Raw genomic sequence first — 22,495 nt, 5'->3', positions numbered from 1 at the left:
TATGACCAATGTGCGGCCTGCTGGCCGCACCCCTCTGAGCAAAGGCGATTCTTGGCCGGGCCATGCTTTCGCCTCAGACTCTTATGGATCCGACTGTAGGCGCGCTCATCGTCCGTCTGAGTACCCTTGAATGTCGGGTGCGCGGAACCAAATGCACCGACCTGCCCATTGGGCAATGGCGGGAGCGCCACGTCGTCAAGCACGCCGCGATAGGCCGCACGTCCATAGCACCGAGCACAGAGACCACGGCATCGTGACGATGCCCGGTTGTCACAGCATCGGCAGAGGCCGGGAGCATGGACGCGCTTGAGAGCCGGTCGCTTGCCTCTGCAGCCACATGACATGCTGGGCCGCCGTCGAATGTCCTGACCTGCGGCACGGAACACCGTGCCACAGACGCATTCCAATGCCCATTGGGCAGCGCCTCGTACGTCCGACGCCACGCGCCCAATGACCCTGGCATTGGCGGTCTCGTGTCCCGTCATGTCAACGGCATTGCGCCCCAACTCAGTCGTCCCGATCTGTCAAGACTGGCGCGAGGGTGACGCGAGGGCGAGGCTTGCCGCGTCGTCCTGTGCCCGGAAAGACGTATGGGGCGAGCGCGAAGGAGCCTGACGGGTGGTAGAACCACTCATCCGGTGCGGCAACGAGTCCGTTCGCCTGCAACTCGATGATCTGCGCCTTGGTGAGTCGCAGTTTGTTTTCCTGAGTGGTATTCCGGCTATCGCCGTTGTTCTGATAGGTCTCAACTCTCATATTTTCCTCCTGAATCGGTTGTTTCTTCTCTTTGGATTACCAAAGGGACCGCCGAAGCGGTCCCATGTGGCCTTGTGTGCCTTTCTGACGGCTTTCCAGACCTCCAGTGAGGCCAAGGGCCGGCGAGCGCCTTGCAGAGCAGCTGACGGACGGGGAAGCCTGTTTGTGGCTACTCCGAGTCCTGGGCAGACCGGCTGTTGCCGGTCTGCTCGGAATGCCTGCTACTAGCGACCCTTGAGTGAGCGAACGAAGGTCAGAGCCTCGTCATGAGACCAACCTCCACGCCCTCCGGGATCGCCGGAGGGATCGACCCCGCCGACGAGGTCGTCAGCGGTGCCCTCGGGTGCCTCCTCGGCTTCCTCTACGTGGCCGTCGCCATCAGGGGGAACAGGGAGACCGCGACGGATCGCACGGACGCGAGCGAGTGCGTCGTCACAGGACTGGCTCGTCATTGCCGGTGCCTCACTTGACCCGCGAGACGTATTCCAGCGTCACGTCCTGAGAGACGGTCGCAGCACGGGGGTCGGCATTGCCGCTGTCCTGCACCTTGATCGCCTTGAGCCTCCCCATGCCAGAGGCGAACCCCTGAGCAATGACGAGACGCGGAGCGTTGCGGACATAGTCACGGTCGCGGCCGCCGACGAAGATGTGGCACTCAAGGCTCAGGTGCGTGGTGCGGGTCCCGTCCTTGGCGACCTCCTCGGCAACGTGGATCTTGGCGAGGTCCATGCGGCCATAGGCACCCTGGTACGAGTAGACGCCGTTGCGAATCGTCGGCAACTGCGGGTATTCACCGAGCGCGTGCATCACCTGACTACCGAACGTCTGGACTGCGCCATTGACGCCCATGCTGCCGACTTCGCGGATGAGGGGGACCTCCTCGGCACCGGACTGAATCGTGATGCCCAAGGTCTGATAACCGTTGACCTCGTAGTTGGAGTTCACCGTCATTGCGATGGTGTCGCGCCGCGCCTCGGCCTCAATGTCCATGACAGGGAGGTCAGCGGCCCACGAGGGCCGCACGAACACGGCAACAACCTTGGGAGCGCTCACCATGCCGTCACCGCCGTACCGCGTGTCCGACTCCTGGCAGAGGACGACGGCAGGACCCTCCGAGCCCTTGACCTCGGCAATGACGCGGTTCGACGGAATGACAGTGGCCATGATCGGCACACCGACAAGTCGGCGCTGGAACGTCGGAATGAGCAGAGCCGCAGCGTCGGCGGCCGCGGGAAGCATGCTCTTGCTCGCAACCTCAAGCCGATGGGCCAGACCTTCGACTCGAGCCTTGGCGACCTTGAGGCTGGCCTCAGCCTCGATCAATGCACCCGGCTCAACATCGGAGCCATTGCGGACTGCCTTGAGCACTCTCTCCGGTGCTCCCTCGGTCTCCTTGAGCACGGCCTTGGCCTGGGCCAGTTCCTCGCGCAGCGCAGACGCTTCAGCACGCCGCTTAGCGGCGTCCTCGGCAATCTCGGCCTCGATCTGGTTCACGACCTTCTCAACGTGCGTGGTGGTTGCCATTTGTTGTTGTTCTCCTTTAGGTAGGAATGAGACAGCCGCCCCGCAGGGCGGCTGCATCGGATTGATTGATGTATTCAGTTATTGAGCGGTGCTCGCCGCTACGCCGAAGGCGGTTCGCGCTCACCGAGTAATGGGGGAGTCATCCACCGGAGAGACAGGAAACACCATTGCTCTTGCTCCCATGGGGACGGCTGCCGCCGTCCCTGACGGACCTGAGGTCATTAGGCGGGCCGTCAGGCCCGCCATTGGGCCAAGTTCCTTCGGCGTTCCGTCTCCGGCGCAAAGGTCAGAAGACGGGTGAGGCAGTGTCGCCATTCCATTGAGGCACGGCGTTCCAATAGTCGTCGGTCCAGAAGATCCGGCGAAGGCATACTCGCGGGAGTGTGATCCTCCCGGCTTTCAAAGGGGACGCTCCAAAGACGACCCAGCCATTGCGCTGCGCGCGCTCAAGTCGCCTGGTCACCGTCTTGTGATCGACCCCCAGACGGCTTGTCGTTGCCGCGATTGAGGGACTGTTGCCGTCGAAGTGAGCCAACGTCGTGTCACGCGCCTTTTCGTCCAGAGGGCTGGCGAAGTCGAGAGCCTTCATCCTTGAGTGCCACTCGTCCCACATGGGGCGGTCGGTGGCGCATGGCTCGTCTACGGGGCTGTCGAGAGTGCATGTAGCAGTGGTCTTATATAAGTCGGGCGTTTTTTCCGTCATGGTCCTCCTTTCTTGCCTGGGCGTGAATAGGGCCGCGCCGAAGCGCGGCCACGTGTTCATAGTCTCTCAGCGCGGCGTTACGGCACCCTATCTCTGGGTCATTCCGTAACCGTATCGTTCGCTCTACCTTCCGGATCCGGGTCCGAAGCCATTCCGCTTGCCAATGCGGATCAACTTGTGTTCGGTTACTTCACGCATTGCGCCGTCGGCATTGGAATGAGCCAGCCAGATCGGCTGACCTCGCCTCGTTCGCCTCCCGGTGTCTTCGACGACGACATAGCAGCCAATGCGCTGCCCCACTCGATTGATGTTCATTGCTTCCTTCGATCTAGGTGTCTTGGAGGCGTGCGTATGCCTCCACGTCTGTGCGTCGCCATAGCCATGAGCCGCCCAACTTGGTTACGGGCCGGAACGGCAAGGTGTCCCGCTCCATGCGCTTGCGGAACGCCTGATAGCGGAGACCGATGAGGTCCGCCGCGTCACAGGAGGTGACTAGGTCGTGCTCGTGGTCAGCCATTCGCCTGACCTCCTTTCATGTTCGATTTGTCGCATGTCCACTACTTGCGACAATGAGGGCAAAAGAAGAAGGCCGGTCCGCAGACCGGCCAATCTCTTACTCAGGGCTTCCCTCCCACTGGTCAAACCCTGAGGAAGCGTGCGCCCTCGACGCCGGGAGAGAGGGGACCGGGTCGAGGACGGTTGGAGCACTGCTAGCAACCTGCCCATTGGTGCTGCGACACGCCAATGGCGGGAGCAATGCTCCGATGACTCAGTGCTTCCCGGAGGTGGTGGCGTGAGAGGTGCCAAGGTCGCATTGAGTCAGATCGAGGATCGTTAGATCAAGAACGGTACATATAGGTGTACGGCAGGAATCGCCTGTTCCATGCCATCGGGGTCCAAGAAAGGTGTCCCTACTTGTATATATGCCAGAAATCAGGGTTTTGACACCATCGGATCGGCGATTGTTAGGAAGTTTTCAGGAATGACACTCGCCCTTACTTGTATATACGTCAAAATCCGGCAGTCTGACACCATCGGATCCAAAGATGTGGGACAGGTCGCGCTGCTGACGGCGCGGGTGATGATGGGTAAGCGAACGTCCGGGTCCCGTTCTCGGACCAACCTCATTGATTCCTCTGCGCCATGCAAGGCCGTTCCGCCAGTATGACGACCACATGGGCGGCGGACCGCGTCGCGGGATCAATGGAAGTAGGTACGGCGAATGAAGTGCGTGAAGTGCTCGGGCGAAGACGTCACGGTCGGGTTCATGCAGGCGGGTGGTCGTACGGCGAAGCACGGCACGGGGTTCGGTGGCAAGACCAACAACGCGGCACGAGGAATCACCGCCGTCAGCACCTTCGGCATGTCCAACTTGGTGTGGAAGAAGTCCAAGGGCACCGAGAAGACCAAGTTCAACAACCAGAAGGTTGCGCTGTGCCAGTCGTGTGGTCATGACTGGGTGGTCCGCTGACGCTCATCCGTGTAAGGCAAGACGGGCCACCCTGGTAAGGGTGGCCCGTTCTGTCTGTCTGCCTCGTCAGTCTGCGAGGTCAACGACCACGGGAGCGTGGTCAGACGGCGCACCCGCGAACACGTCCGGGTCTCGTTCCTCCCTGTCAATGAACGCGCCCTTGACGCGGTCAGCGAGCGCGGGGGAGCCCAGGACGAAGTCGATCTTGAGTCCGCGATCCCTCTGGTATCTGTTACGGTAGTAGTCCCAGTACGTGTAGCCCGGCGCGTGGGCGCGGGTGACCTCGGACCAGCCGCCGTCGAGGAAGGCCTGGAAGGCGGCGCGCTCGGCGGGGGTGACGTGGGTGGAGTTCTTGAACTGGGTGACGTCGAAGACGTCGTCGTCGGTGGGGCAGATGTTCCAGTCGCCGACGAGGGCGGTCGGCACGTCGAGCCAGGACGACGCAGCGTCGCGCAGCCGGGACAGCCAGTCCAGCTTGTAGACGTAGTGCGGGTCGTCGGGCTTGCGGCCGTTGGGGACGTAGAGGCTCCAGACCCGCACGCCTGCGCAGGTCGCACCGAGGGCACGCGCCTCGACCTCCAGCGCGTCGCCGAAGCCGGGCTGCTCGGGGAAGCCGACGGTCACGTCGTCGAGGCCGACCCGGCTGAAGATCGCGACGCCGTTCCACTGGTTCAGGCCGTGGGCGGCGACCTCGTAGCCGCGCGCCTGCAGTCCCATCAGCGGCAGCTGCTCCTCGCGGGCCTTGGTCTCCTGCACGGCGAGCACGTCGATCTCGTGCCGGTCGAGGAAGGCTTCCACGCGGTCGATCCGCGTGCGCAGGGAGTTGACGTTCCAGGTGGCCAGTCGCACCGGGCAACCCTAGTCTTCGGGAATGGACCGCGTACGGCGGGGAGTCGGGCCGGCGTGCATCGCCGGGGTCGTCCTCGGCGCGCTGGTCGCGGGTGCGCTCGTGGGTGGGTTCCCGGACCTCCACGTCTACCGGTACGGCGGCAGCGCGATCCTGCACCACACGGGGCTCTACGCCGCCGACGACCCGGTCACCGGCTACCCGTTCACCTACCCGCCCTTCGCCGCGGCGCTCCTGGTCCCGCTCGCCGTCCTGCCGGGCACGGCCGCCGCGGCGCTGTGGACCGCGGCCTCGGTCGCGGCGCTGGTGGCGACCATCGCCCTGGTGCTCCGGGCCCAGGGGCGGCCGGCGCCTCCGGCGGCGATCGCCGTGCTCGCCGTCGGCGCGCTCGCCCTGGAGCCGGTCTGGCAGACGCTCACGTTCGGGCAGGTCAACCTGCTGCTGATGCTCGCGCTCCTCGTCGATCTCCACCACCCGCAGCGCCGCTGGTCCGGCCTGCTGGTGGGGGTCGCCGCGGGGATCAAGCTCACCCCGCTCGTCCTCGTGGTCCTGCTCGTCCTCGTCGGTGAGCGGGCAGCAGCACGACGGGCGGGCCTCACCTTCGCCGGCACGGTCCTCCTGGGCGTGCTGGTCCTGCCGGGCCCCGCAGCGTCGTACTGGAGCGAGGGGCTGATCGACGCCCGTCGGGTCGGGCCGCCGGCGCTGGCGCACAACCAGTCGGCGTACGGCGCCCTGACCCGCCTGCTCGGGGAGCCGGCACCGACCTGGCTCTGGCTCGTCGTCGCCGGTCCGGTGGCCGTCGCGATCCTGGCCGTCGCCCGGAGGTGGTGGAGCGAGGACCGCACCGCCGCGATCTGTCTGGCCGCGGTGGCGATGCTCGTCGCCTCACCGGTGTCCTGGTCGCACCACTGGGTCTGGGCGGTCCCGCTCACCCTCGTCCTGTGGCGACACAGCCGACCGGCGGCGCTCGCGTGGGCCGCCGTGTTCGTCGCCCGGCCGTTCACGTGGCTGCCGTGGGGACAGGGCCGCGAGCGCGACTGGCGCTGGTTCGAGCAGGTCCCCGGCAACGCCTACCTGCTCGCCGCGCTCGCCCTCACGATCGTCGCCGCGCGCGCATTGAACCGCGAGCACCGCTGCGTCGTATCCCCCGCCGGGAGGTGCGGATGACCGAGGACCGGACCACGGCGATGCAGGTGCTGTACGACGACCACGCGGCAGCCCTGTGGGGCTTCTGCCTGCACCTGACCGGCAACGACCGGGCCCGGGCGGAGGACGTCGCGCAGGAGACCATGCTGCGCGCCTGGCGCAACGCCGCGGTCCTCACCGAGTCCCGCGGCTCGGTCCGCTCCTGGCTGTTCACCGTCGCGCGCAACATCGTGATCGACGAGTGGCGCTCGCGACGGGGGGCCCGAGAGTTCGCGACCGCGGAGCCGCCGCCGGGCGAGGTGAGCGACGACGGCACCGACGAGCTGCTGCTGTCGTGGGTCGTCGCCGACGCCCTGCGCCAGCTGTCCGACGACCACCGCGCGGTGCTCGTCGAGTGCTACTACCGGGGCCGGTCGGTGGCCGAGGCCGCCCGCCGCCTCGACATCCCGGAAGGAACCGTGAAGTCCCGCACCCACTACGCCCTGCGCGCGCTGCGACTGATCCTCGAGGAGACGGGGGTGGCCTCATGATCCACCCCACTCGATTCCTCGTTCCCCCGCTTCGCTCCTCCACGAGCAATCGATCGGGGACCCCGGAATGAGCTGCGAGTTCGCCCACCTCGACGGCGTCTACGTCCTCGGCGCGCTGGCCGCGGGGGAGCGGGCGGCCTACGAGCGCCACCTGCCGGGCTGCGCCGAGTGCACCCGGGCGCTGCGCGACCTGGCCGGGATCCCCGGCCTGCTCGGCCGGGTCCAGCCCGAGACGGTCGAGCAGCTGCAGCCGGCCGAGCCGGTGCCGGCGACGCTGCTGCCCGCGATGCAGGCCGAGGCACGCCGGACGCAGGGCCGGCGCCGGGTCGCGGTCGGCTCGTTCGTCGCGGCGGCCGCGGTGCTGCTGGTGCTGCTCGCGGTCGGGATCGGCACCACCCTGGGGGACGAGAGCCCCCGACCGCCGCAGCAGCTCGCCGCCGCTCAGCGGATGGACGCCCTCGGCACCCCGTCCTCCGGCTGGGTGTCGCTGACCCGGCGCGGCTGGGGCACGCAGATCGACCTGACCTGCACCTACGAGGGGCCGGTCGCGGGCCCGGCGACGTACGTCCTCGTGGTGACCTCGACCGATGGCCGGACCGAGCAGGTCGGCACCTGGCGCACGGCCGACGGCCAGGAGGTCCACGTCACCATGGCGACGGCGGTGGCCCCCGACGACATCGCGTCGGTCGAGGTCCGCACCGCATCGGGCTACTCGGTCCTCCGCCTGGCCGAGTGAGCGCCGAGCGAGCGCAGCGAGGCGAACCAGCCCTCCGCCGACGCCGCGGCCACGGCCACCACGACCGCCAGGACCTCGGAGATCGCCGCCAGCCACGCGTACCAGGTGCCCCACGTCGTGTGGATGCCGAACAGCCCACCGGTCGTGGCGATGACGAACGCCAGCAGGGTGGTGGCGCCGAGGCCGGCCAGCAGCAACAGCGGGATCCAGCTGCGCCAGGCGACCACGAGCACGGCGATCACCGCACCCGCGACCACGTTGACCACGAACAGCTGCCCGACCGTGCCCTGGTCGCGCACCCCGTCGAACCACAGGTAGAGGTGCACCGCCGCGCTCACCACGGCCGCCAGCGCACCGATCACTCGGATGCCCATCGCGCGCTCCTAACGCTCGTTTGAGGGGAACACGCAGCAGGCCGGCATCCGGTTCACTTCGCGTACGCCGCCAGGAACCGGTCGCGCACGGTGTCCATCCGCCACACGGGCGCGTCGGGGGAGGGCAGGATGCCGGGCTGCCAGCCCCAGCCGTCGATCCGCGCGATGGCCGCCGGGTCCTGCGCGAGCACCGTGATCGGTACGTCGCGCCCCGGGTCGCGGCCGCTCACGTACGAGTGCGGCTGGTGGTCACCGACGACCACGACCAGCCGGTTCGGGTCCGGGTAGGTGGTCAGGAACGACACCAGCGTGCGCCACGTGTACCGCACGGTGGCGGCGTAGTCGGCCTGCGCCGTGCGCGGGTGCCGCCGGCCGTCCACACCCTCGTGGCCGCGCTCCGGCATGCCGTCGTACACCGATCCGTCGCCGACCTCGGCCCACGGCACCTCCTCCGGCACCGGCGCCCACGGGTGGTGGCTGGAGATCAGGTCCACCTCGGCGAACACCGGCCTCCGGTGCGCGGGGGCGAGCTCGGCCCTGCGGAGGTGGTCGAGCGTGTACTGGTCGGGCATCGGCGCGTACCCGAACGCGGGCCCGCGGTAGCCGACGTTGCGGGAGTCGTAGAGCTGGTCGAAGCCGTAGTACGCCGCACCCTCGGGCCAGTCGCGGGTGTTGGCCGGTACGTCGAACACGGTGCGCCAGCCGGCCGAGCCGAACGCCCGGGTGAGGCTGAGCCGGTCGCTGCCGAGGAGCTGCCCGTAGCGGCGCTCGCTGTCCGTCCACGCGCCCGACTGCAGGGTCGCGTGCGCCAGCCAGCTGCCGGCGCCGAAGGTCGGCGAGGTCAGGAACGCGCTGCGCGCGTGGTAGCCGGCGGCGGCCAGCTCGCGGTTGCCCTGCTCGAGGACCTGCACGACCGACGGGGCGAACCAGCTGTCCTCCAGCGCGATCCGGCCGTAGCTCTCGAACCAGACGAGCAGCACGTCCTTGCCCTGCAGGCCGCGCAGCAGCTGGTCGGCGGGCGTCGCGGCGTACGCGTCGGTGGCGAGCTCGCGGGCGAAGACCCGGGTGTCCCGACGGTCGGCGCGGACCTGGTCGACGGTGTCGACGACCAGGCCGGCGGACCCGGCGGCCGCCACGTGGTCCACCGGACCGCCGAAGGCGGCGCAGACGACCCAGACGGTGCCGAGGGCGGCCAGCGAGCGCCAGGTCGTGCGCGGGTGGGCGGCCGAGGCCCGGGCGGCCCGCCCCACCGCCCAGGTGAGGACGACGGCCAGCGCGGTCACCAACGCCAGCACGCCCGCGAGCGTGAGCACCGCGAGCAGCCCGCCCCGGGTGTCGCGGACGACCTCGTACCCCTTGGGCAGGTAGGACCAGTCGCCGAGCACGTCGAAGGGCCGGCCGAGGTAGGTGTCGAAGCCGAGGCCCAGGCCCCGCAGGACCGCCAGTGCGCTGACGACGAGACCCAGTACCACCGCCAGCGCGCGGCGTCCGCGGGCCGGCAGCACCACGGCGAGCGCCGCCAGTGCCAGACCCTCGACGGGGATCCGGGCGAAGTCGGCGGGGCTGAGCCCGTCGGCCACGTGGGGCGGGGCGAGGGCGAGCCAGACGGCGACGACCGCGGCCGTGGTGACCAGCCCGGCCGGCGGCGGGGTCACGGGCTCGGGGTCGTCACGGTGCCGCCACTGCCAGACCACGTCGTGACCGAAGGACTCCACCAGCAGGGCCAGTGCGGCGCCCACCGCCAGGCGGACCGCCGGGTCGGGCGGCAGGGCGGACGCCGCGACGGTGAGCACGATGCCCTGGACCGCGGCGACGACCTTCGCCCAGTACCGCGGCGGGGTCGGGCGCCGCAGCCACGGCAGCGCCCACCCGGCGAGGACGTACGCGTAGCGCATCGCGCCGATCGCGAGCACCCACCACCCGACCCGGGGTGCCACGTGCACGCTGAGCACCGCGATCAGGAAGGCGTCGGTCTCCATGTCGAAGCGCGCCCCGAACGCACTCGCCGTCCCGGTCCGGCGGGCGACGTACCCGTCGACCGCGTCGAGCACCAGCGCCACCGCGCTGAGCGTGACCAGGACGGCCGTCAGGCGCCCCGACAACGGCTCGGCGAGGCCGCGGACGGTCAGCGCGGCGACCCCGAGCGCGAGCACGGCGCGCACCGCGGTCACCCGGTCGGCCGGGCCCAGCTGAACCGGATCCATCGCACCTCCGTGTCCTAGGTTGTAACAGGCTGCAATGACGGGTACGACGAGCGCACGGCGCCGGTTCAACGAGAGGAGTCCGGGTGGTCGGCGAGGCACCGAGCCAGGCTGCGGCCTACTGGATCACCGAGCCCGGGCACGGCGAGGTCCGGCCGGTCCCGCTCCGCGAGCCGCGGGCCGGCGAGGTCCTGGTCCGCACGGTGCGCTCTGCGATCAGCCGCGGCACCGAGTCACTGGTCCACGGCGGCCGGGTGCCCGCCAGCCAGCACGCCGTCATGCGCGCGCCCTTCCAGGAGGGCGAGCTGCCGGGCCCGGTGAAGTACGGCTACCTCAGCGTCGGCGTCGTCGAGCGCGGGCCCGAGGACCTCGTGGGTCGCACCGTGTTCTGCCTGCACCCGCACCAGACGGCGTACGTCGTGCCCGCCACGGCGGTCGTGCCCGTCCCCGACGGCGTCCCCGCGGGACGGGCAGTGCTCGCCGGCACCGTCGAGACCGCCCTCAATGCGCTCTGGGACGTCCCGCCGCTGATCGGCGACCGGATCACCGTCGTCGGCGCGGGCCTGGTCGGCTGCTGCCTCGCGCGGCTCGCCGCCGGCGTTCCCGGCGTGCGCGTGACCCTCGTCGACACCGACCCGGGGCGCGCGGAGGTGGCCGCCGCCCTGGGCGTCGCCTTCGCCGGGGCCGACGACGACCCCGGGCGCAGCGACCTGGTCGTGCACACCAGCGCGACCGAGGCCGGGCTGCGGAGAGCCCTCGAGCTGGTCGCGCCGGAGGGCACCGTCCTCGACCTGTCCTGGTACGGCGACCGGCCGGTCAGCCTGCCGCTCGGCGAGGCGTTCCACTCCTCCCGGCTCACCCTGCGCAGCAGCCAGGTCGGCATGGTCGCGCCCGCACGGCGGGACTCGCGCAGCCACCGCGACCGGCTGGCGCTCGCGCTCGAGCTGCTCCGCGACCCGGGCTTCGACGTCCTGCTGACCGGCTGCTCGCCGTTCCGCGAGCTGCCCGAGGTGATGGCGAGGATCGCCGCCGGCTCCATGCCGGGGCTGTGCCACTTGATCGACTACTCCCACGAGCGCCCCGACCACGAGGAGGCCTGATGTTCCGGGTGACCGTCCGCGACCACATCATGATCGCGCACAGCCTGACCGGAGAGGTGTTCGGACCTGCGCAGCGGCTGCACGGCGCGACGTACGTCGTCGACGCGACCTTCGCCGGCACCGACCTCGACGCCGACGGGATCCTCGTCGACATCGGCCGCGCCACCGACGTCGTGCGGGAGGTGCTCGGGCGGCTGCACTACCGCAACCTCGACGACGAGGACCTGCTCGCCGGGCAGAACAGCTCGACCGAGGTGCTCGCCCGCTGGGTGGCCGACCGGCTGGCCGAGCGCGCCGGCTCCGGCGACCTCGGCCCGGGTGGCCGGACGCTCGCGACGATCACGGTGACGCTGCACGAGTCGCACGTCGCGTGGGCCAGCTACGAGCGGTCGCTGTGAGGCTCCACGTCCTGGTGCCCGACGGCGTCGACGACCCGCGGCGGCCGAGCGGCGGGAACGTCTACGACCGCCGGCTGGTCGCAGGGCTGACGGCGCTGGGACACGAGGTGCGCGAGCACCGGGTCGGTGCGGTCGGCCTGGACCGGGTGCTGGCCCGGATCCCCGACCGTGCGGTGGTCCTCGTCGACGGGCTCGTCGCCTCGGCGACCACCTGCCTGGTCGAGGAGAGCCGCCGGCTGGGGGTGGCGGTGCTGCTGCACATGCCGGGCTCCGGACCCGCCGAGCCCACCGTGCTGCGCGCCGTGGCCGCCGTCGTGACGACGAGCGGCTGGTCCCGCCGCTGGGTGGTCGACGAGGTCGGCGTGCCCGCCGACCGGGTGCACGCCGCCCTGCCCGGCGTCGACGCCGGCCCGCTCGTCCCCGGATCGGCCGCGGGCTCGAACCTGCTCGTCGTCGGGCCGCTCACCCCCACCAAGGGGTACGGCGACCTGCTCGCCGCGCTCGCCGAGGTCCGTGACCTCGCCTGGACCTGCCGGTGCGTGGGGGCGCTCGACCTGGTGCCCTCGTTCGTGGACGCCTTCCGGGCGGAGGCCGTCCGGCTCGGCGTCGCCGGCCGGGTCGAGCTCACCGGCCCGCTCCCGCCGGCCGGGGTGGAGGAGCTGCGCTCGGCGAGCGACCTCGTCGTGGCGCCGTCGCACCGGGAGTCCTACGGCATGGCGCTCGCCGAGGGACTGGCCCGCGGCCTGCCGGCGATCGCGACGGACGTCGGCGGGCACCCCGAGGTGCTGGGGAGGGCCGGTGTGCTCGTCCCCGTCGGCGACCCGGCCGCTCTGGCGGCCGCGCTGCGGTCCTGGCTGGGCGATGACCGCCTGCGTGCGCGGTGGCGGGTTGCCGCGGCCCGGCGCCGGCAGCGCCTGGGGTCGTGGGCCGGCACGGCGAGCGAGGTGGAGCGGGTGCTGAACCGGATCGCGCCGGCCGCCGTACTCATGGGCAACGGGTAGCACGGAGACACGGGAGAGGAGCCGGCCATCGACGAGACGAGCCTCGGGCCGCGGATCCGGCTGGTCGCCGGGATCGCGATCCTGGTCGTGCTCGCCGTCCGCCTGGGCGCGCGGCCGTTCCTCGACGGGCTGGCGCACACCGACCCGCGTGCACTGGCCGTCGCGCTGGTCGTGACGGCCGCGACGACGGCGTGCTGCGCCCGACGCTGGAGCCTGCTGACGACCGGGCTCGGCATGGCGATCCCGTTCCGCGAGGCCTACCGCGGCTGCTACCGCGCCCAGCTCCTCAACGCGACCCTGCCCGGTGGGGTGCTCGGCGACCTGCACCGCGGCTACCGGCACGGACGGGACGCGGGGGCGCTCGGGCGCGGGCTGCGCTCGGTGGTCTGGGACCGGGCCAGCGGCCAGGTGGTGCAGGTCGCGCTCGCGGCGGCCGCCGTACCTCTGCTGCCGCCGGCGCTGCACGGCTGGGCGCTCGCCGGGCTCGCCGTGCTGGTGCTCCTCGGCCTCGCCCTGCTCGCAGCTGCGCCGGTCCGGCGCGAGGCGGGCACCGCCCTGCACGGGGTGTGGCCGGAGGTGCTGCTGCTCTCCGCGCTCGCGGCCGGCGGCCACGTGCTCGTGTTCCTCGTCGCGGCGCGCACCGCCGGGGTCACCGCGTCCACGCCCCACCTGCTGGCGCTGGCGCTCCTCGTCCTGCTGGCCTCGGCACTCCCGCTGAGCATCGCCGGCTGGGGACCGCGGGAGGGGGCCGCGGCATGGGCGTTCGGGACCGCCGGGCTCGGTGCGACGACCGGCGTCGAGGTCGCGGTCGTCTACGGCGTGATGTCGCTCGTCGCGACCCTGCCCGGCATCCTGGCACTGGAAGGAGGCCCCGCATGGGTCAGCGGCCGTACGTCCTCCTGAGCTGCTGCATCTCCCTCGACGGCTACCTCGACAGTGCCGGCGAGGAGCGGCTGCTGCTGTCGAACGACGCCGACTTCGACCGGGTCGACGGCGTGCGGGCGGGCTGCGACGCGATCCTCGTCGGCGCCGAGACGGTCCGCAAGGACGACCCACGGCTGCAGGTCCGCTCCGAGGAGCGACGTCGGCGCCGGGTCGCGGCCGGCCTGCCCGTCGGCCCGGTCAAGGTGACCCTGACCTGCCGGGGCGACCTCGCCCCGGACGCCCGGTTCTTCACCCACGGCGAGGGCGAGAAGGTCGTCTACTGCCCGGACGCGACGGTCCCCGAGCTCGAGAGCCGGGTCGGTGCCGAGGCCAAGGTGGTGGGCCTGGGGGCCGAGGTGCGGATGGAGGCACTGGTGGCCGACCTCGGCTCGCGCGGCGTACGACGCCTGATGGTCGAGGGCGGCGGGACGGTGCACACCCAGTTCCTCACCGCGGGGCTCGCCGACGAGCTGCAGCTGGTCGTCGCGCCCTTCTTCGTGGGGGACTCGCGGGCCCGCCGGTTCGTCGGCGACGGTGGGTTCCCGTGGCACGCCGGCAGCCGGGCCGAGCTCGTGGAGACGCGGGCGATCGGTGACGTCGCGCTGCTGCGCTACGCGTTGTCGGAGCGGTTCTGCGCCGACGGCTGATCAGGCCGGGGGCAGCGTGGCGCTGAGCAGGCCCTCCAGCGCGCCGACCAGCCGCTCCTTGCCGTACTTCTCCGGCTGGTCGAGGACCAGCCGCCCGAAGTGCTCGGCCGTGATCATGACGAGGTGGGCGAGCACGTCGACGTCGACGTCGGGCCCGCCGCGGCGCTCGAGGCCGACCTGCAGCGCGTCGGCGACGTAGCCGCGGACCAGCTCGCGGGTCGACTCGATGCGCTCGCGCACGATCGCGGGCGCGTTCTGGGTCAGGCCGAGGACCGGGCGCCAGGTCTCCGGCTCGCGCTGGACCACGTCGATCAGTCCGCCCGCGGCCGCCAGGATCCACTCGTCGACCTCGCCCTCGAAGGTGCGCTCCGGCATCAGCTGCAGCGCGGAGGCCAGCGCCCGGCGCTGGGTGCGGTCGAGGAGGGCGTGCAGGAGCGGCTCGAGACCGTCGTAGGCCGCGTAGACGACCGGCCGGGTCACGTCGGCCTCGCGGGCGATCGCCTCGATCGTGACCTTCTCGTAGCCCTCGCGCACCAGCACCCGCGAGGCGGCGTCGAGCAGGTGCTCGCGGCGCTTCTCGACGGGCAGCCGCTTGGCGTAGCGGCGCTTGGGTGGCGTGACGTCCTTCACCCGCTCGACAATATTCCACTGGTGTAAAGTTTGTGAACCTACACGCCTGTAGCAATCAGATGAGGAGTGCCGGGATGTTCGGTGTCCAGACCCGCAAGCAGATGCTCGCCGCCTACGAGCCGATGGCCGACTACGGCTTCCTCGGGCCCGAGTCGGTGTCGTGGAAGGTGTGGTCGCACCCGACGTCGTACGTCCTCGGCTTCGCGCGTGCCGTGACCATCGAGCACTTCGACCCCAACCTCGCGGCCGCGGTCGTGCAGTCCGGCGGCGTGAAGTACCGGCCCTCGACCCGTTACGGCCGCACCCTGCGCTACTTCGCGATGCAGCTCTTCGGTGGCGCAGAGCAGACCGCCAGGGCGGCCGACGTGCTGGTCAAGGTGCACTCGAAGGCGGTCGGGCACGACCCCGTCACCGGCAGCACGTACGACGCCAACAGCTCCTCCTCCCAGCTGTGGATCCACGTGACCGCCTGGCACTCGATCCTCAAGTGCTACGAGATGTTCGGCCCCGGCAAGCTGACGGAGGCCGAGGAGGACCGGTTCTGGGCCGAGTGCGCCGAGATCGCCCAGCTGCAGACGATCGACCCCGCGCAGGTGCCGACCACGCGCGCCGAGGTGCACCGCTACTTCGAGCAGTGGCGTCCGCGCCTGGCCGCCTCCGAGGCCGCGCAGGACATGATCCACTTCATCATCCCGCTCGACGTCGCGCTGCCGCCGAGCATGCCGGGCTGGCAGAAGAGGCTGCTCGCGCCGGCCATGTGGCTGATGAGCAAGGGCGTCATCTCGACCTACCCGAGGTACATGCGCGACATGGCGAACCTGCAGCAGGGGCGTGTGGTCGACCTCGTCGCTCTGGTCGGCAACAAGGCGCTGCACAAGCTGTTCGAGCGCTCGATGAACGCCCGCCTGGCACTGTTCGAGCTGCTCGCGCCGCAGGCCGTGGAGATCGCCGCGCCCGCCATCCTCGGCATCCCTCCGAGGAGCGACCGGGTGTGGGGCGTGCGCGAGGCGCAGGCGCACTTCGGCTTCGACATCCCGGCCGAGGCGCACCACGACGTACGCGAGAAGCAGCGCGACCGGGTGTTCAAGCAGGGCGTGAAGCCCTCGGACGAGGGGCTGGTCGAGTCCGAGCAGCACATCGGGGCGATGGACCCGGCTCATGTTCCTGCAACGTCGGGAGCTGCCGGTTTCTGAGTCTTGGCGGGGGAGGGGTGACGGCGCTTCGATGAGCGCCGATCCACCCCTTCCACCGAAAGGTTCTTGCATGTTGTCTTCCCGGGTCCACAAGATCTCCGCCGGAGTCGCGTGCCTGGTCGCAGCCTTCGCGGGCGCGACCGTGTCGACCGCCGCCGATGCCGACAGCACGGGCGCGCCGACCTACAAGGAGTTCGAGGCCTCGACGTACGTCGACGTCGACGGTGCCTACGTCGTCAACGGCGACGAGGCGATCAGCACCAAGGGCGACCTCAAGAAGTTCTACGAGCGCCTGGTCGGACCGGAGAGCAGCCCGGTCGACGGCCTCATCGTCAACACCGTCAACGGCGTCGACGACAAGTGGAGCGCCTCGCAGGTCGCCAACCTGACCTACTGCGTGAGCACCAAGTTCGGCACCCGCCACGACGACATCGTCGCCGCGATGAGCGCCGGTGCCGGGCTCTGGGAGGCCGCGTCGTCGAAGATCGACTTCGTCTACGTCCCCGCCCAGGACGGCAAGTGCACGACCCGCAACAACTCGATCCTCTTCTCGGTGGAGCCGGTCGCGACCACGCAGTACATCGCGCGCGCGTTCTTCCCGAGCACGCCGAAGCGGCAGCGCAACGTCCTCGTCGACGACTCGATCTGGACCTCCGGCACTTGGGAGCCCGGCGACATCCTCGGCCACGAGCTCGGCCACACGCTCGGCTTCCGGCACGAGCACACCCGGCCGGAGGCCGGCACCTGCTTCGAGGACAACAACTGGCGGCCGCTGACGCCGTACGACTCCTCCTCGATCATGCACTACCCCCAGTGCAACGGCGGCTCGGCCGACCTGGAGTTCCAGGCGTCCGACGCGGCCGGTGCGCGGGCGCTGTACGGCTCCTGACTCCCTCAGGTGAGCCTGCGGTGAGTCCGCGGTGAGCGGCGAGGGGACCCGAGCGGTGATTCGGGTCCCCTCGTCGTACCGCCCTAGAATCCGCCCGTGGCACTCACCATCGGCATCGTCGGTCTCCCCAACGCAGGCAAGTCGACGCTCTTCAACGCGTTGACCAAGAACGACGTCCTCGCGGCGAACTACCCGTTCGCCACCATCGAGCCGAACGTGGGTGTCGTCGGCGTGCCCGACCCGCGCCTGGCCCAGCTCGCCGAGATCTTCGGCTCCGAGCGCCAGCTGCCCGCCACCGTCGAGTTCGTCGACATCGCCGGCATCGTCCGCGGCGCCTCCCAGGGTGAGGGTCTCGGCAACAAGTTCCTCGCCCACATCCGCGAGTCCGCCGCCATCTGCCAGGTGACCCGCGTCTTCCGCGACGAGGACGTCACCCACGTCGACGGCGAGGTCAACCCCGGCAACGACATCTCCACCATCCAGACCGAGCTGATCCTCGCCGACCTCGAGACGGTGGAGAAGGCCGTCGTACGCCTGGAGAAGGAGGCGCGCAAGGTCAAGGAGCTCGCCGCCAACCTCGAGGCCGCCAAGGAGGCCAAGGAGGCGCTCGAGGCCGGCACGCCGATCATCGCCACCTCGATCGATCGCACGCTCCTGCGCGAGCTCTCGCTCCTGACCGCCAAGCCGTTCATCTACGTCTTCAACTGCGACGCCGACGAGCTCTCCGACGACTCGCTCAAGGACAAGATGCGTGAGCTCGTGGCCCCTGCCGAGGCGATCTTCCTGGACGCGAAGTTCGAGTCCGAGCTGATCGAGCTCGACGAGGACGAGGCCGCCGAGTTCCTCGCCGAGGCCGGCGTCACCGAGCCGGGCCTGGAGGTGCTGGCCCGTGTCGGCTTCGACACCCTCGGCCTGCAGACCTACCTCACCGCCGGCCCCAAGGAGTCGCGGGCGTGGACCATCCCCAAGGGCGCCACGGCCCCCGAGGCCGCCGGTGTCATCCACACCGACTTCCAGAAGGGCTTCATCAAGGCCGAGGTCGTGTCCTTCGACGACCTCGTCGCCGCCGGGTCGATGACCAAGGCCAAGGAGGCCGGCAAGGTCCGGATGGAGGGCAAGGACTACGTCATGGCCGACGGTGACGTGGTGGAGTTCCGCTTCAACGTGTGAGCCGGCGGGTTTGCGCAGGTCAGAGGATGTATAGGCCCTCCCAGTCCGCACAGAGTCCGCAAGAAATCTAGTGTGATGGGCTCGATCCGGCCGTTCGGAGGGCGGTCTCCCGACCCCGAGTGCTGCCAGTGACCCGCCCGTGAGGTGACTCTCGAGGCGGTGTGACGCAGGTCCGGGATCGTTCACGGCAGAAACGGACCTCAGGCGCGGGCGCTGAATTGCGATGACCGTCGCGACGGCCATGGCGCTCATCGCCAGGGCTGCCAGCGGCGTCAGTCCAGATCTTGGTTCAGTTGGGCTCGTTCGTCCTCACGGACGGCGTCCCGTTCGTAGGACTCTGCAATGGCGCGCAGGATCCGTGCAGTTCGGGGCCAATGCACCTGAACCACCAGACTCCATTGCTTGTACTGCTCAGCCAGCGTTCGCTCCTGGCTGCCGCCGTCGTAGACACCACGCCAGGTGACACCGCGGCTGTTCAGTCGGCCGGTGATTGCGCCGTTCTCTAGGTTGCGACTCCCGATCGACTCGATGAGATCTCGAACTGGAACTGGTGGCCAGATACCGTCGGCGTCGACCGGCGCCTGAGCAAATGTTTGGCCAATCAATTCGTCGCCGATGTCCGCTCGGTCGAGGTCGGATAGTTGCAGTCGAGCCTGCTTGACCCACTCCTGCATCGCAGCTTGATCGAGTGTGCCGTCCTCCTGTCGTCCCGGGAAGCCGCGCCAACCGCGAAGGACCCACCAAGCGTGCTCGGTTAGCGGATTCGCGCTCTTGCTCTGACGGAGAGGCTCGTTTGCACCCCGGAACGTGCGTTGAACGAGATCAACGAACACGGCAGGGTCGGAGGCGAGAGCCCGATTAAGGGCACGTGGCTCGCGGTTGTGCTCGAGAAGCCTGAAATAGCCGAACTCCAGAGATGCCAGGTCGGCAACCGACACGTCGGCTGCGGCTAGGTAGTCCAGCAATGTCCCCACGTAGTGGCCGGTCATCTGTGATATCCCCGCCCGACCCGGGTCCTGAGTGATCGCCGCGCGCAAGACGGATAGGACCAGCGTTGCGGTCGGGAGATGCTTCTTCTGGTCCGCTGTCGGGTCGAAGATGCCGTGGCTCGCGACCGCAATCGCCGACCAAGCTCGTGCTCGCTCAAGGAGCAACTCAATAGCACTAGTGAGATCTTCATGGGGAACCACCTCGAAAGGTGCCTCGGACCAGAAGAGCTCGTCAGCGACTGGGAAGTCGCGGAGAATCTCCCAGAACCGGCTCTCCGTCGGGACGTTGAGCACGAACCTTGTCAGGGCCTCGCTCCCCACGTCGCCCCGTTCGAGTGCTCGCCTGAGATCCGCTGGTCCATCGACGGCGAGGTGGCTACGGACCCACGTTGCCCCGGCTTCCTGGAGCGCTTTGCTATCCGATGCTAGCCATTCCAACATGGTGTCGAGAGCATCAATTGGCTCGTAGGTTGACAGAGCCCAACCGACCTGCGTCGGAGCCTCAGCACGGGCCGCTACTGCGCCGAGCTGTTCCCATGCGTCGGGGCGGGCAAACAGAACGTCAAGTGCTTCACGCCGTTTGGCTTCCAGCGCTGTCCGGTAGTGCTCGTAGTCGCTCAGGTCGGCACCCGACAGGTCGGGGTGCCAACTGAAGAGGTATGCGAACCGGCGTAGGTCATCAGCAGGTTGGAGCAATTCGGCCAGTTTGTGTAAGCGGGCGCGTCGCTCCGTCGGCATCGCCCAGTCCGCGTCCTGGAAGCGCTCGTGCCGCGCTGATGTCTCTCGGACCTGTTCGAACAGGGCAAGTCGAACGTCTTCATCCAGGTCGCCGCGCGATGCTTCGTCCTCGAGGAACTCGATGATCCGATTCGCGTCATCCGGGCCCACCGTGGACAACGCTTCCACAAGCCACGGCAAGGCGGTGCGATCTGCCGTGACCCATGCGAGTGCTCGGTCGACCAGGCTCGTCGCGAAAGCGAACCATTCGCTGTTCGGCATCCGGTCGCTGGGGGGTTTCCAGAGTTGATAGCGCGGCTCATTGGGCGGCGAGACCCAGGCATTGCTGTCGGGCCACAGCGCCTTGAGTAAAGCCCAACCTGTCGTCTCGCTCACGATCCGGCTGGCATCGAGCGCTTGGAGTCGGGTTGCAAGATCTGCGCCAGTGTTCCGAATCCATCCGCAAAGGACGGTCGACATGCTTGCGAGGGGATTGTTGCCCGAGTTCTTCGGCAACTCGTAGCGGCAGAGTTCGCTCAGGATCTGTGTTGCGCGGACGAGGTGGTCTGGCGACCAGCAGAGCACTTCCAAGGCCCATAACAGGTGATGCTGTTGACCCGACGGCCCCAGTGCCAGCGGATCGTCAATGGCCTGGAACATGCGGCCGACGGTCGGCTCGCTGGTTGCAAGGTCATCCTCCAGCGCCGAAAGGAAGGTGTCTGGAGCGGCCTCGGCAAGAAGCGGAAGCACGTCGGCGATCGCTCCCCAAGTGTGACCCTTGGAGCCGGCAGTGACCTGACGCAGAACGTCGCGCACAACCTGTTCGGCCACTGAAGAAGCGTGATTGGTGCCACCGGGGACTGATTCGATCGCTCCTGCCAGGGCGAGGCTGTCGGCGATGCCGCGCCGCAGGGCAGGAGAATAGGTTCGGCGCTGTCCCTTCATTTGAGCGGCGATCCGCTCGTGTGAATTGAGGCCTTCATAGGGATTTGGGTCCAGGAGAACGCTGGTTGCGATCTCTGCCCACCGCGATGCCAGATCTGATGACACCCGGTTGCCAAACTCGAGAAACGCCTCCTCCAAGGAAGTGAATACAAAGACATTCCTCACGTTCCGGATCGCCGGATCGGATCCGCGACTGGCGTCGGCGATAGCGCGCTGTAGGTCGACCACGGGGATTGCGGCCAGCTCGCTCAGGACGTGCAGGTCCCCCGGTAGATCGGTCCAACGACTGGCCAGCATCAGTGCGGCGAGCGTGTCGGCCAGCGGTGGCCGGGACCACGTGGGCTGCTGCACGCGAGGTGAGCGCGAAAGGCGCCGCGCCAATGCGGGCATGCTCCGACGAGCAAGTACCGCGAGGCGATCGGCGTGGCGCCACTCGACGTCGCCTGCTCGGAAGGCCTCGGCCGCCTCGTTTCGACCGACCCTCGGCAGGCGAATGTCGACGCTGCGGCGCACGGCAGAGCCGCTATCGACGATAGAGACGACATGCCTCCCGCTAGCAAGGGCGCGGGCTACGTCTGCATTGTCAAAGTCGGGCACCAAGATCCCGGGCCCCGGGAGTGCCACCATTCGATCCCAGACGCCCGTCGACCGGACGATTGTGACGGCGCCGGGCTCAGTCGAGTTGTCGTCGTCGGGCGTAAGGCACGCATGCAGAAACCCCAGGCCGTCGGCGACCCACTCGGTCTGGATCGATGTAATCCTCGGCTCGTCACCAAGCAGGGAGCGCAGTCGCTGCGCCTCCTTAGCCCGGCCGGCGATGAAGAGCTTCGGCGGAAGAGCCGGTTCGGTCGCGGCGGAGAAGCGGTCCCACCATGTCTCCAGAGTCAGCGCGTCCCGGGGGCGAAGACCGAGAGTTTCCGAGATCCACAGGTGTGCGGCGGGCGCAACCTGCAGCCAAGCTTCGAGATCATCCGCATCGAGGACGAGGACATCCTTGAAGAGATTCTCGGCTCGGCGCGCGGCGGCCCACGAGTCCTTGCCTTGCCATCGACGGACTGTCACGAAGGCGAAGGTGACATCTTGCGATGCCTCGCCCTTTCGTCCGTCGTAGTCCTTGGTGGCTTTGCGCTTGGAGTCCTTGTCGGTGCCGAACTCGAACCAGATCGTTCCGGCCGGCAGCAATTGCGTCTGCCGCTCGAGGGTCGCTACGCCGTCCTTGCCGGCCAGGGCGACCCCATCGCCTGTCCGAATTGAGATCTGGCCAGCCCCGGGGGTCTCGAACAAGAGCCTACGCACCAACTCTGGAAGCCGATCCTGAGCTTCGCGCGCGTTGGTCTGGGGCCACAGCGCGAGCTGGCTTGCAGTCGCATATTCGGGACTGGCGGTTCGTCGTTCGGCAGCAAGACTCACGGCGGGCGCTCCGCGCTGCGCTCTGAGGCGCTCCACGTCGCTCGCACGGAACCTGTAGAACGACGTCCCCGGCACCCGCGCATCCGGGAGCAATCCCTGCTTGGCGTACGCCCGCACGGTGTTCTCGTGCACGGCCAGCCGCTTGGCCGTCTCACGCACGTTCAGGAACTCAGAAGCAGCACCATTCACACCAA

At 69.1% G+C, this 22,495-nt stretch carries 19 protein-coding genes; 12 read left to right on the top strand and 7 right to left on the bottom strand.

Annotated elements, in window-relative coordinates:
• Window positions 1-507 precede the first annotated feature (507 nt).
• The gene (locus BJ958_RS13985) at window positions 508-756 is read right to left on the bottom strand and encodes a hypothetical protein (protein ID WP_179727388.1); all 249 of its coding nucleotides are present in this window, start codon (window positions 754-756) and stop codon (window positions 508-510) included.
• A gap of 462 nt (window positions 757-1,218) precedes the next feature.
• A complete protein-coding gene (locus tag BJ958_RS13980; protein ID WP_179727387.1) occupies window positions 1,219-2,280 on the bottom strand; it encodes a hypothetical protein in 1,062 nt (353 codons plus the stop codon).
• Between the two features lie 1,925 nt (window positions 2,281-4,205).
• Here BJ958_RS13980 and BJ958_RS13975 point away from each other — a divergent pair.
• Window positions 4,206-4,454, top strand: coding sequence for a hypothetical protein (locus BJ958_RS13975; protein WP_179727386.1), 249 nt, complete (start codon window positions 4,206-4,208; stop codon window positions 4,452-4,454).
• Between the two features lie 66 nt (window positions 4,455-4,520).
• On the opposite strand, the gene BJ958_RS13970 is transcribed toward BJ958_RS13975, so the two are convergent.
• Complete coding sequence (locus tag BJ958_RS13970) at window positions 4,521-5,303, bottom strand: exodeoxyribonuclease III (protein WP_179727385.1); 783 nt, start codon at window positions 5,301-5,303, stop codon at window positions 4,521-4,523.
• Window positions 5,304-5,325: 22 nt separating this feature from the next.
• Between BJ958_RS13970 and BJ958_RS13965 the strand changes: the two genes are divergently transcribed.
• From BJ958_RS13965 to BJ958_RS13955, 3 genes are all read left to right on the top strand, one after another.
• Window positions 5,326-6,468, top strand: a complete 1,143-nt coding sequence (locus BJ958_RS13965; protein ID WP_179727384.1) for a glycosyltransferase 87 family protein — start codon at window positions 5,326-5,328, stop codon at window positions 6,466-6,468.
• Window positions 6,465-6,977 carry a sigma-70 family RNA polymerase sigma factor gene (locus tag BJ958_RS13960; RefSeq protein ID WP_179727383.1) on the top strand — a complete coding sequence of 171 codons (513 nt, stop codon included), beginning with the start codon at window positions 6,465-6,467 and terminating at the stop codon, window positions 6,975-6,977. The genes BJ958_RS13965 and BJ958_RS13960 overlap by 4 nt, the downstream gene beginning before the upstream one ends.
• 67 nt (window positions 6,978-7,044) lie before the next feature.
• The gene (locus BJ958_RS13955; RefSeq protein WP_179727382.1) at window positions 7,045-7,713 is read left to right on the top strand and encodes an anti-sigma factor family protein; all 669 of its coding nucleotides are present in this window, start codon (window positions 7,045-7,047) and stop codon (window positions 7,711-7,713) included.
• Here BJ958_RS13955 and BJ958_RS13950 read toward each other — a convergent pair.
• Both BJ958_RS13950 and BJ958_RS13945 read right to left on the bottom strand, forming a co-directional pair.
• Window positions 7,686-8,087, bottom strand: coding sequence for a hypothetical protein (locus tag BJ958_RS13950; protein ID WP_179727381.1), 402 nt, complete (start codon window positions 8,085-8,087; stop codon window positions 7,686-7,688). The genes BJ958_RS13955 and BJ958_RS13950 overlap by 28 nt on opposite strands.
• Window positions 8,088-8,140: 53 nt before the next feature.
• The gene (locus tag BJ958_RS13945) at window positions 8,141-10,291 is read right to left on the bottom strand and encodes a CDP-alcohol phosphatidyltransferase family protein (protein WP_179727380.1); all 2,151 of its coding nucleotides are present in this window, start codon (window positions 10,289-10,291) and stop codon (window positions 8,141-8,143) included.
• 83 nt (window positions 10,292-10,374) lie between these two features.
• On the opposite strand from BJ958_RS13945, the gene BJ958_RS13940 reads away from it, so the two are divergent.
• From BJ958_RS13940 to BJ958_RS13920, 5 genes are read left to right on the top strand one after another with little or no spacing between them, the layout of a single operon-like run.
• Window positions 10,375-11,388: a zinc-dependent alcohol dehydrogenase gene (locus tag BJ958_RS13940; RefSeq protein ID WP_179727379.1), complete on the top strand. Its 1,014-nt coding sequence runs from the start codon at window positions 10,375-10,377 to the stop codon at window positions 11,386-11,388.
• Window positions 11,388-11,786, top strand: a complete 399-nt coding sequence (locus BJ958_RS13935) for a 6-pyruvoyl trahydropterin synthase family protein (RefSeq protein WP_179727378.1) — start codon at window positions 11,388-11,390, stop codon at window positions 11,784-11,786. Before BJ958_RS13940 ends, BJ958_RS13935 begins: the two co-directional genes overlap by 1 nt.
• A complete protein-coding gene (locus BJ958_RS13930) occupies window positions 11,783-12,787 on the top strand; it encodes a glycosyltransferase (RefSeq protein ID WP_218865751.1) in 1,005 nt (334 codons plus the stop codon). Before BJ958_RS13935 ends, BJ958_RS13930 begins: the two co-directional genes overlap by 4 nt.
• 27 nt (window positions 12,788-12,814) lie before the next feature.
• Entirely contained in the window at window positions 12,815-13,690 is an 876-nt protein-coding gene (locus tag BJ958_RS13925; protein ID WP_179730173.1) for a lysylphosphatidylglycerol synthase domain-containing protein, read from the top strand.
• On the top strand, window positions 13,663-14,358 hold the full coding sequence (locus BJ958_RS13920; RefSeq protein ID WP_179727376.1) for a RibD family protein: 696 nt from the start codon (window positions 13,663-13,665) through the stop codon (window positions 14,356-14,358). The genes BJ958_RS13925 and BJ958_RS13920 overlap by 28 nt, the downstream gene beginning before the upstream one ends.
• Here the strand turns inward: BJ958_RS13920 and BJ958_RS13915 are convergent, their stop codons facing one another.
• Window positions 14,359-14,988, bottom strand: coding sequence for a TetR family transcriptional regulator (locus tag BJ958_RS13915; RefSeq protein ID WP_179727375.1), 630 nt, complete (start codon window positions 14,986-14,988; stop codon window positions 14,359-14,361). It abuts the gene before it with no gap.
• Window positions 14,989-15,062: 74 nt separating this feature from the next.
• Here BJ958_RS13915 and BJ958_RS13910 point away from each other — a divergent pair, with 74 nt between their 5' ends.
• The 3 genes from BJ958_RS13910 (at window position 15,063) to ychF (ending at window position 18,240) form a co-directional block, all read left to right on the top strand.
• Entirely contained in the window at window positions 15,063-16,181 is a 1,119-nt protein-coding gene (locus BJ958_RS13910; RefSeq protein WP_179727374.1) for an oxygenase MpaB family protein, read from the top strand.
• A gap of 70 nt (window positions 16,182-16,251) precedes the next feature.
• Complete coding sequence (locus tag BJ958_RS13905) at window positions 16,252-17,070, top strand: zinc metalloprotease (protein ID WP_179727373.1); 819 nt, start codon at window positions 16,252-16,254, stop codon at window positions 17,068-17,070.
• A 96-nt stretch (window positions 17,071-17,166) separates the two neighbouring features.
• Window positions 17,167-18,240 carry a redox-regulated ATPase YchF gene (ychF, locus tag BJ958_RS13900; protein WP_179727372.1) on the top strand — a complete coding sequence of 358 codons (1,074 nt, stop codon included), beginning with the start codon at window positions 17,167-17,169 and terminating at the stop codon, window positions 18,238-18,240.
• Between the two features lie 272 nt (window positions 18,241-18,512).
• Here the strand turns inward: ychF and BJ958_RS13895 are convergent, their stop codons facing one another.
• Window positions 18,513-22,490 carry a helix-turn-helix domain-containing protein gene (locus tag BJ958_RS13895; RefSeq protein ID WP_179727371.1) on the bottom strand — a complete coding sequence of 1,326 codons (3,978 nt, stop codon included), beginning with the start codon at window positions 22,488-22,490 and terminating at the stop codon, window positions 18,513-18,515.
• Window positions 22,491-22,495 lie beyond the last annotated feature (5 nt).

This window comes from Nocardioides kongjuensis (genome assembly GCF_013409625.1).
Lineage (GTDB): Bacteria > Actinomycetota > Actinomycetes > Propionibacteriales > Nocardioidaceae > Nocardioides > Nocardioides kongjuensis.
This window is presented reverse-complemented; position numbering and strand designations above follow the sequence as displayed.

Bases quoted from the DNA above. Each gene is read 5' to 3' on its own strand.
- BJ958_RS13985 (WP_179727388.1), bottom strand. From the start codon at position 756: ATGAGAGTTGAGACCTATCAGAACAACGGCGATAGCCGGAATACCACT.
- BJ958_RS13980 (WP_179727387.1), bottom strand. From the start codon at position 2,280: ATGGCAACCACCACGCACGTTGAGAAGGTCGTGAACCAGATCGAGGCC.
- BJ958_RS13975 (WP_179727386.1), top strand. From the start codon at position 4,206: ATGAAGTGCGTGAAGTGCTCGGGCGAAGACGTCACGGTCGGGTTCATG.
- BJ958_RS13965 (WP_179727384.1), top strand. From the start codon at position 5,326: ATGGACCGCGTACGGCGGGGAGTCGGGCCGGCGTGCATCGCCGGGGTC.
- BJ958_RS13960 (WP_179727383.1), top strand. From the start codon at position 6,465: ATGACCGAGGACCGGACCACGGCGATGCAGGTGCTGTACGACGACCAC.
- BJ958_RS13955 (WP_179727382.1), top strand. From the start codon at position 7,045: ATGAGCTGCGAGTTCGCCCACCTCGACGGCGTCTACGTCCTCGGCGCG.
- BJ958_RS13950 (WP_179727381.1), bottom strand. From the start codon at position 8,087: ATGGGCATCCGAGTGATCGGTGCGCTGGCGGCCGTGGTGAGCGCGGCG.
- BJ958_RS13945 (WP_179727380.1), bottom strand. From the start codon at position 10,291: ATGGATCCGGTTCAGCTGGGCCCGGCCGACCGGGTGACCGCGGTGCGC.
- BJ958_RS13935 (WP_179727378.1), top strand. From the start codon at position 11,388: ATGTTCCGGGTGACCGTCCGCGACCACATCATGATCGCGCACAGCCTG.
- BJ958_RS13920 (WP_179727376.1), top strand. From the start codon at position 13,663: ATGGGTCAGCGGCCGTACGTCCTCCTGAGCTGCTGCATCTCCCTCGAC.
- BJ958_RS13910 (WP_179727374.1), top strand. From the start codon at position 15,063: ATGTTCGGTGTCCAGACCCGCAAGCAGATGCTCGCCGCCTACGAGCCG.
- BJ958_RS13905 (WP_179727373.1), top strand. From the start codon at position 16,252: ATGTTGTCTTCCCGGGTCCACAAGATCTCCGCCGGAGTCGCGTGCCTG.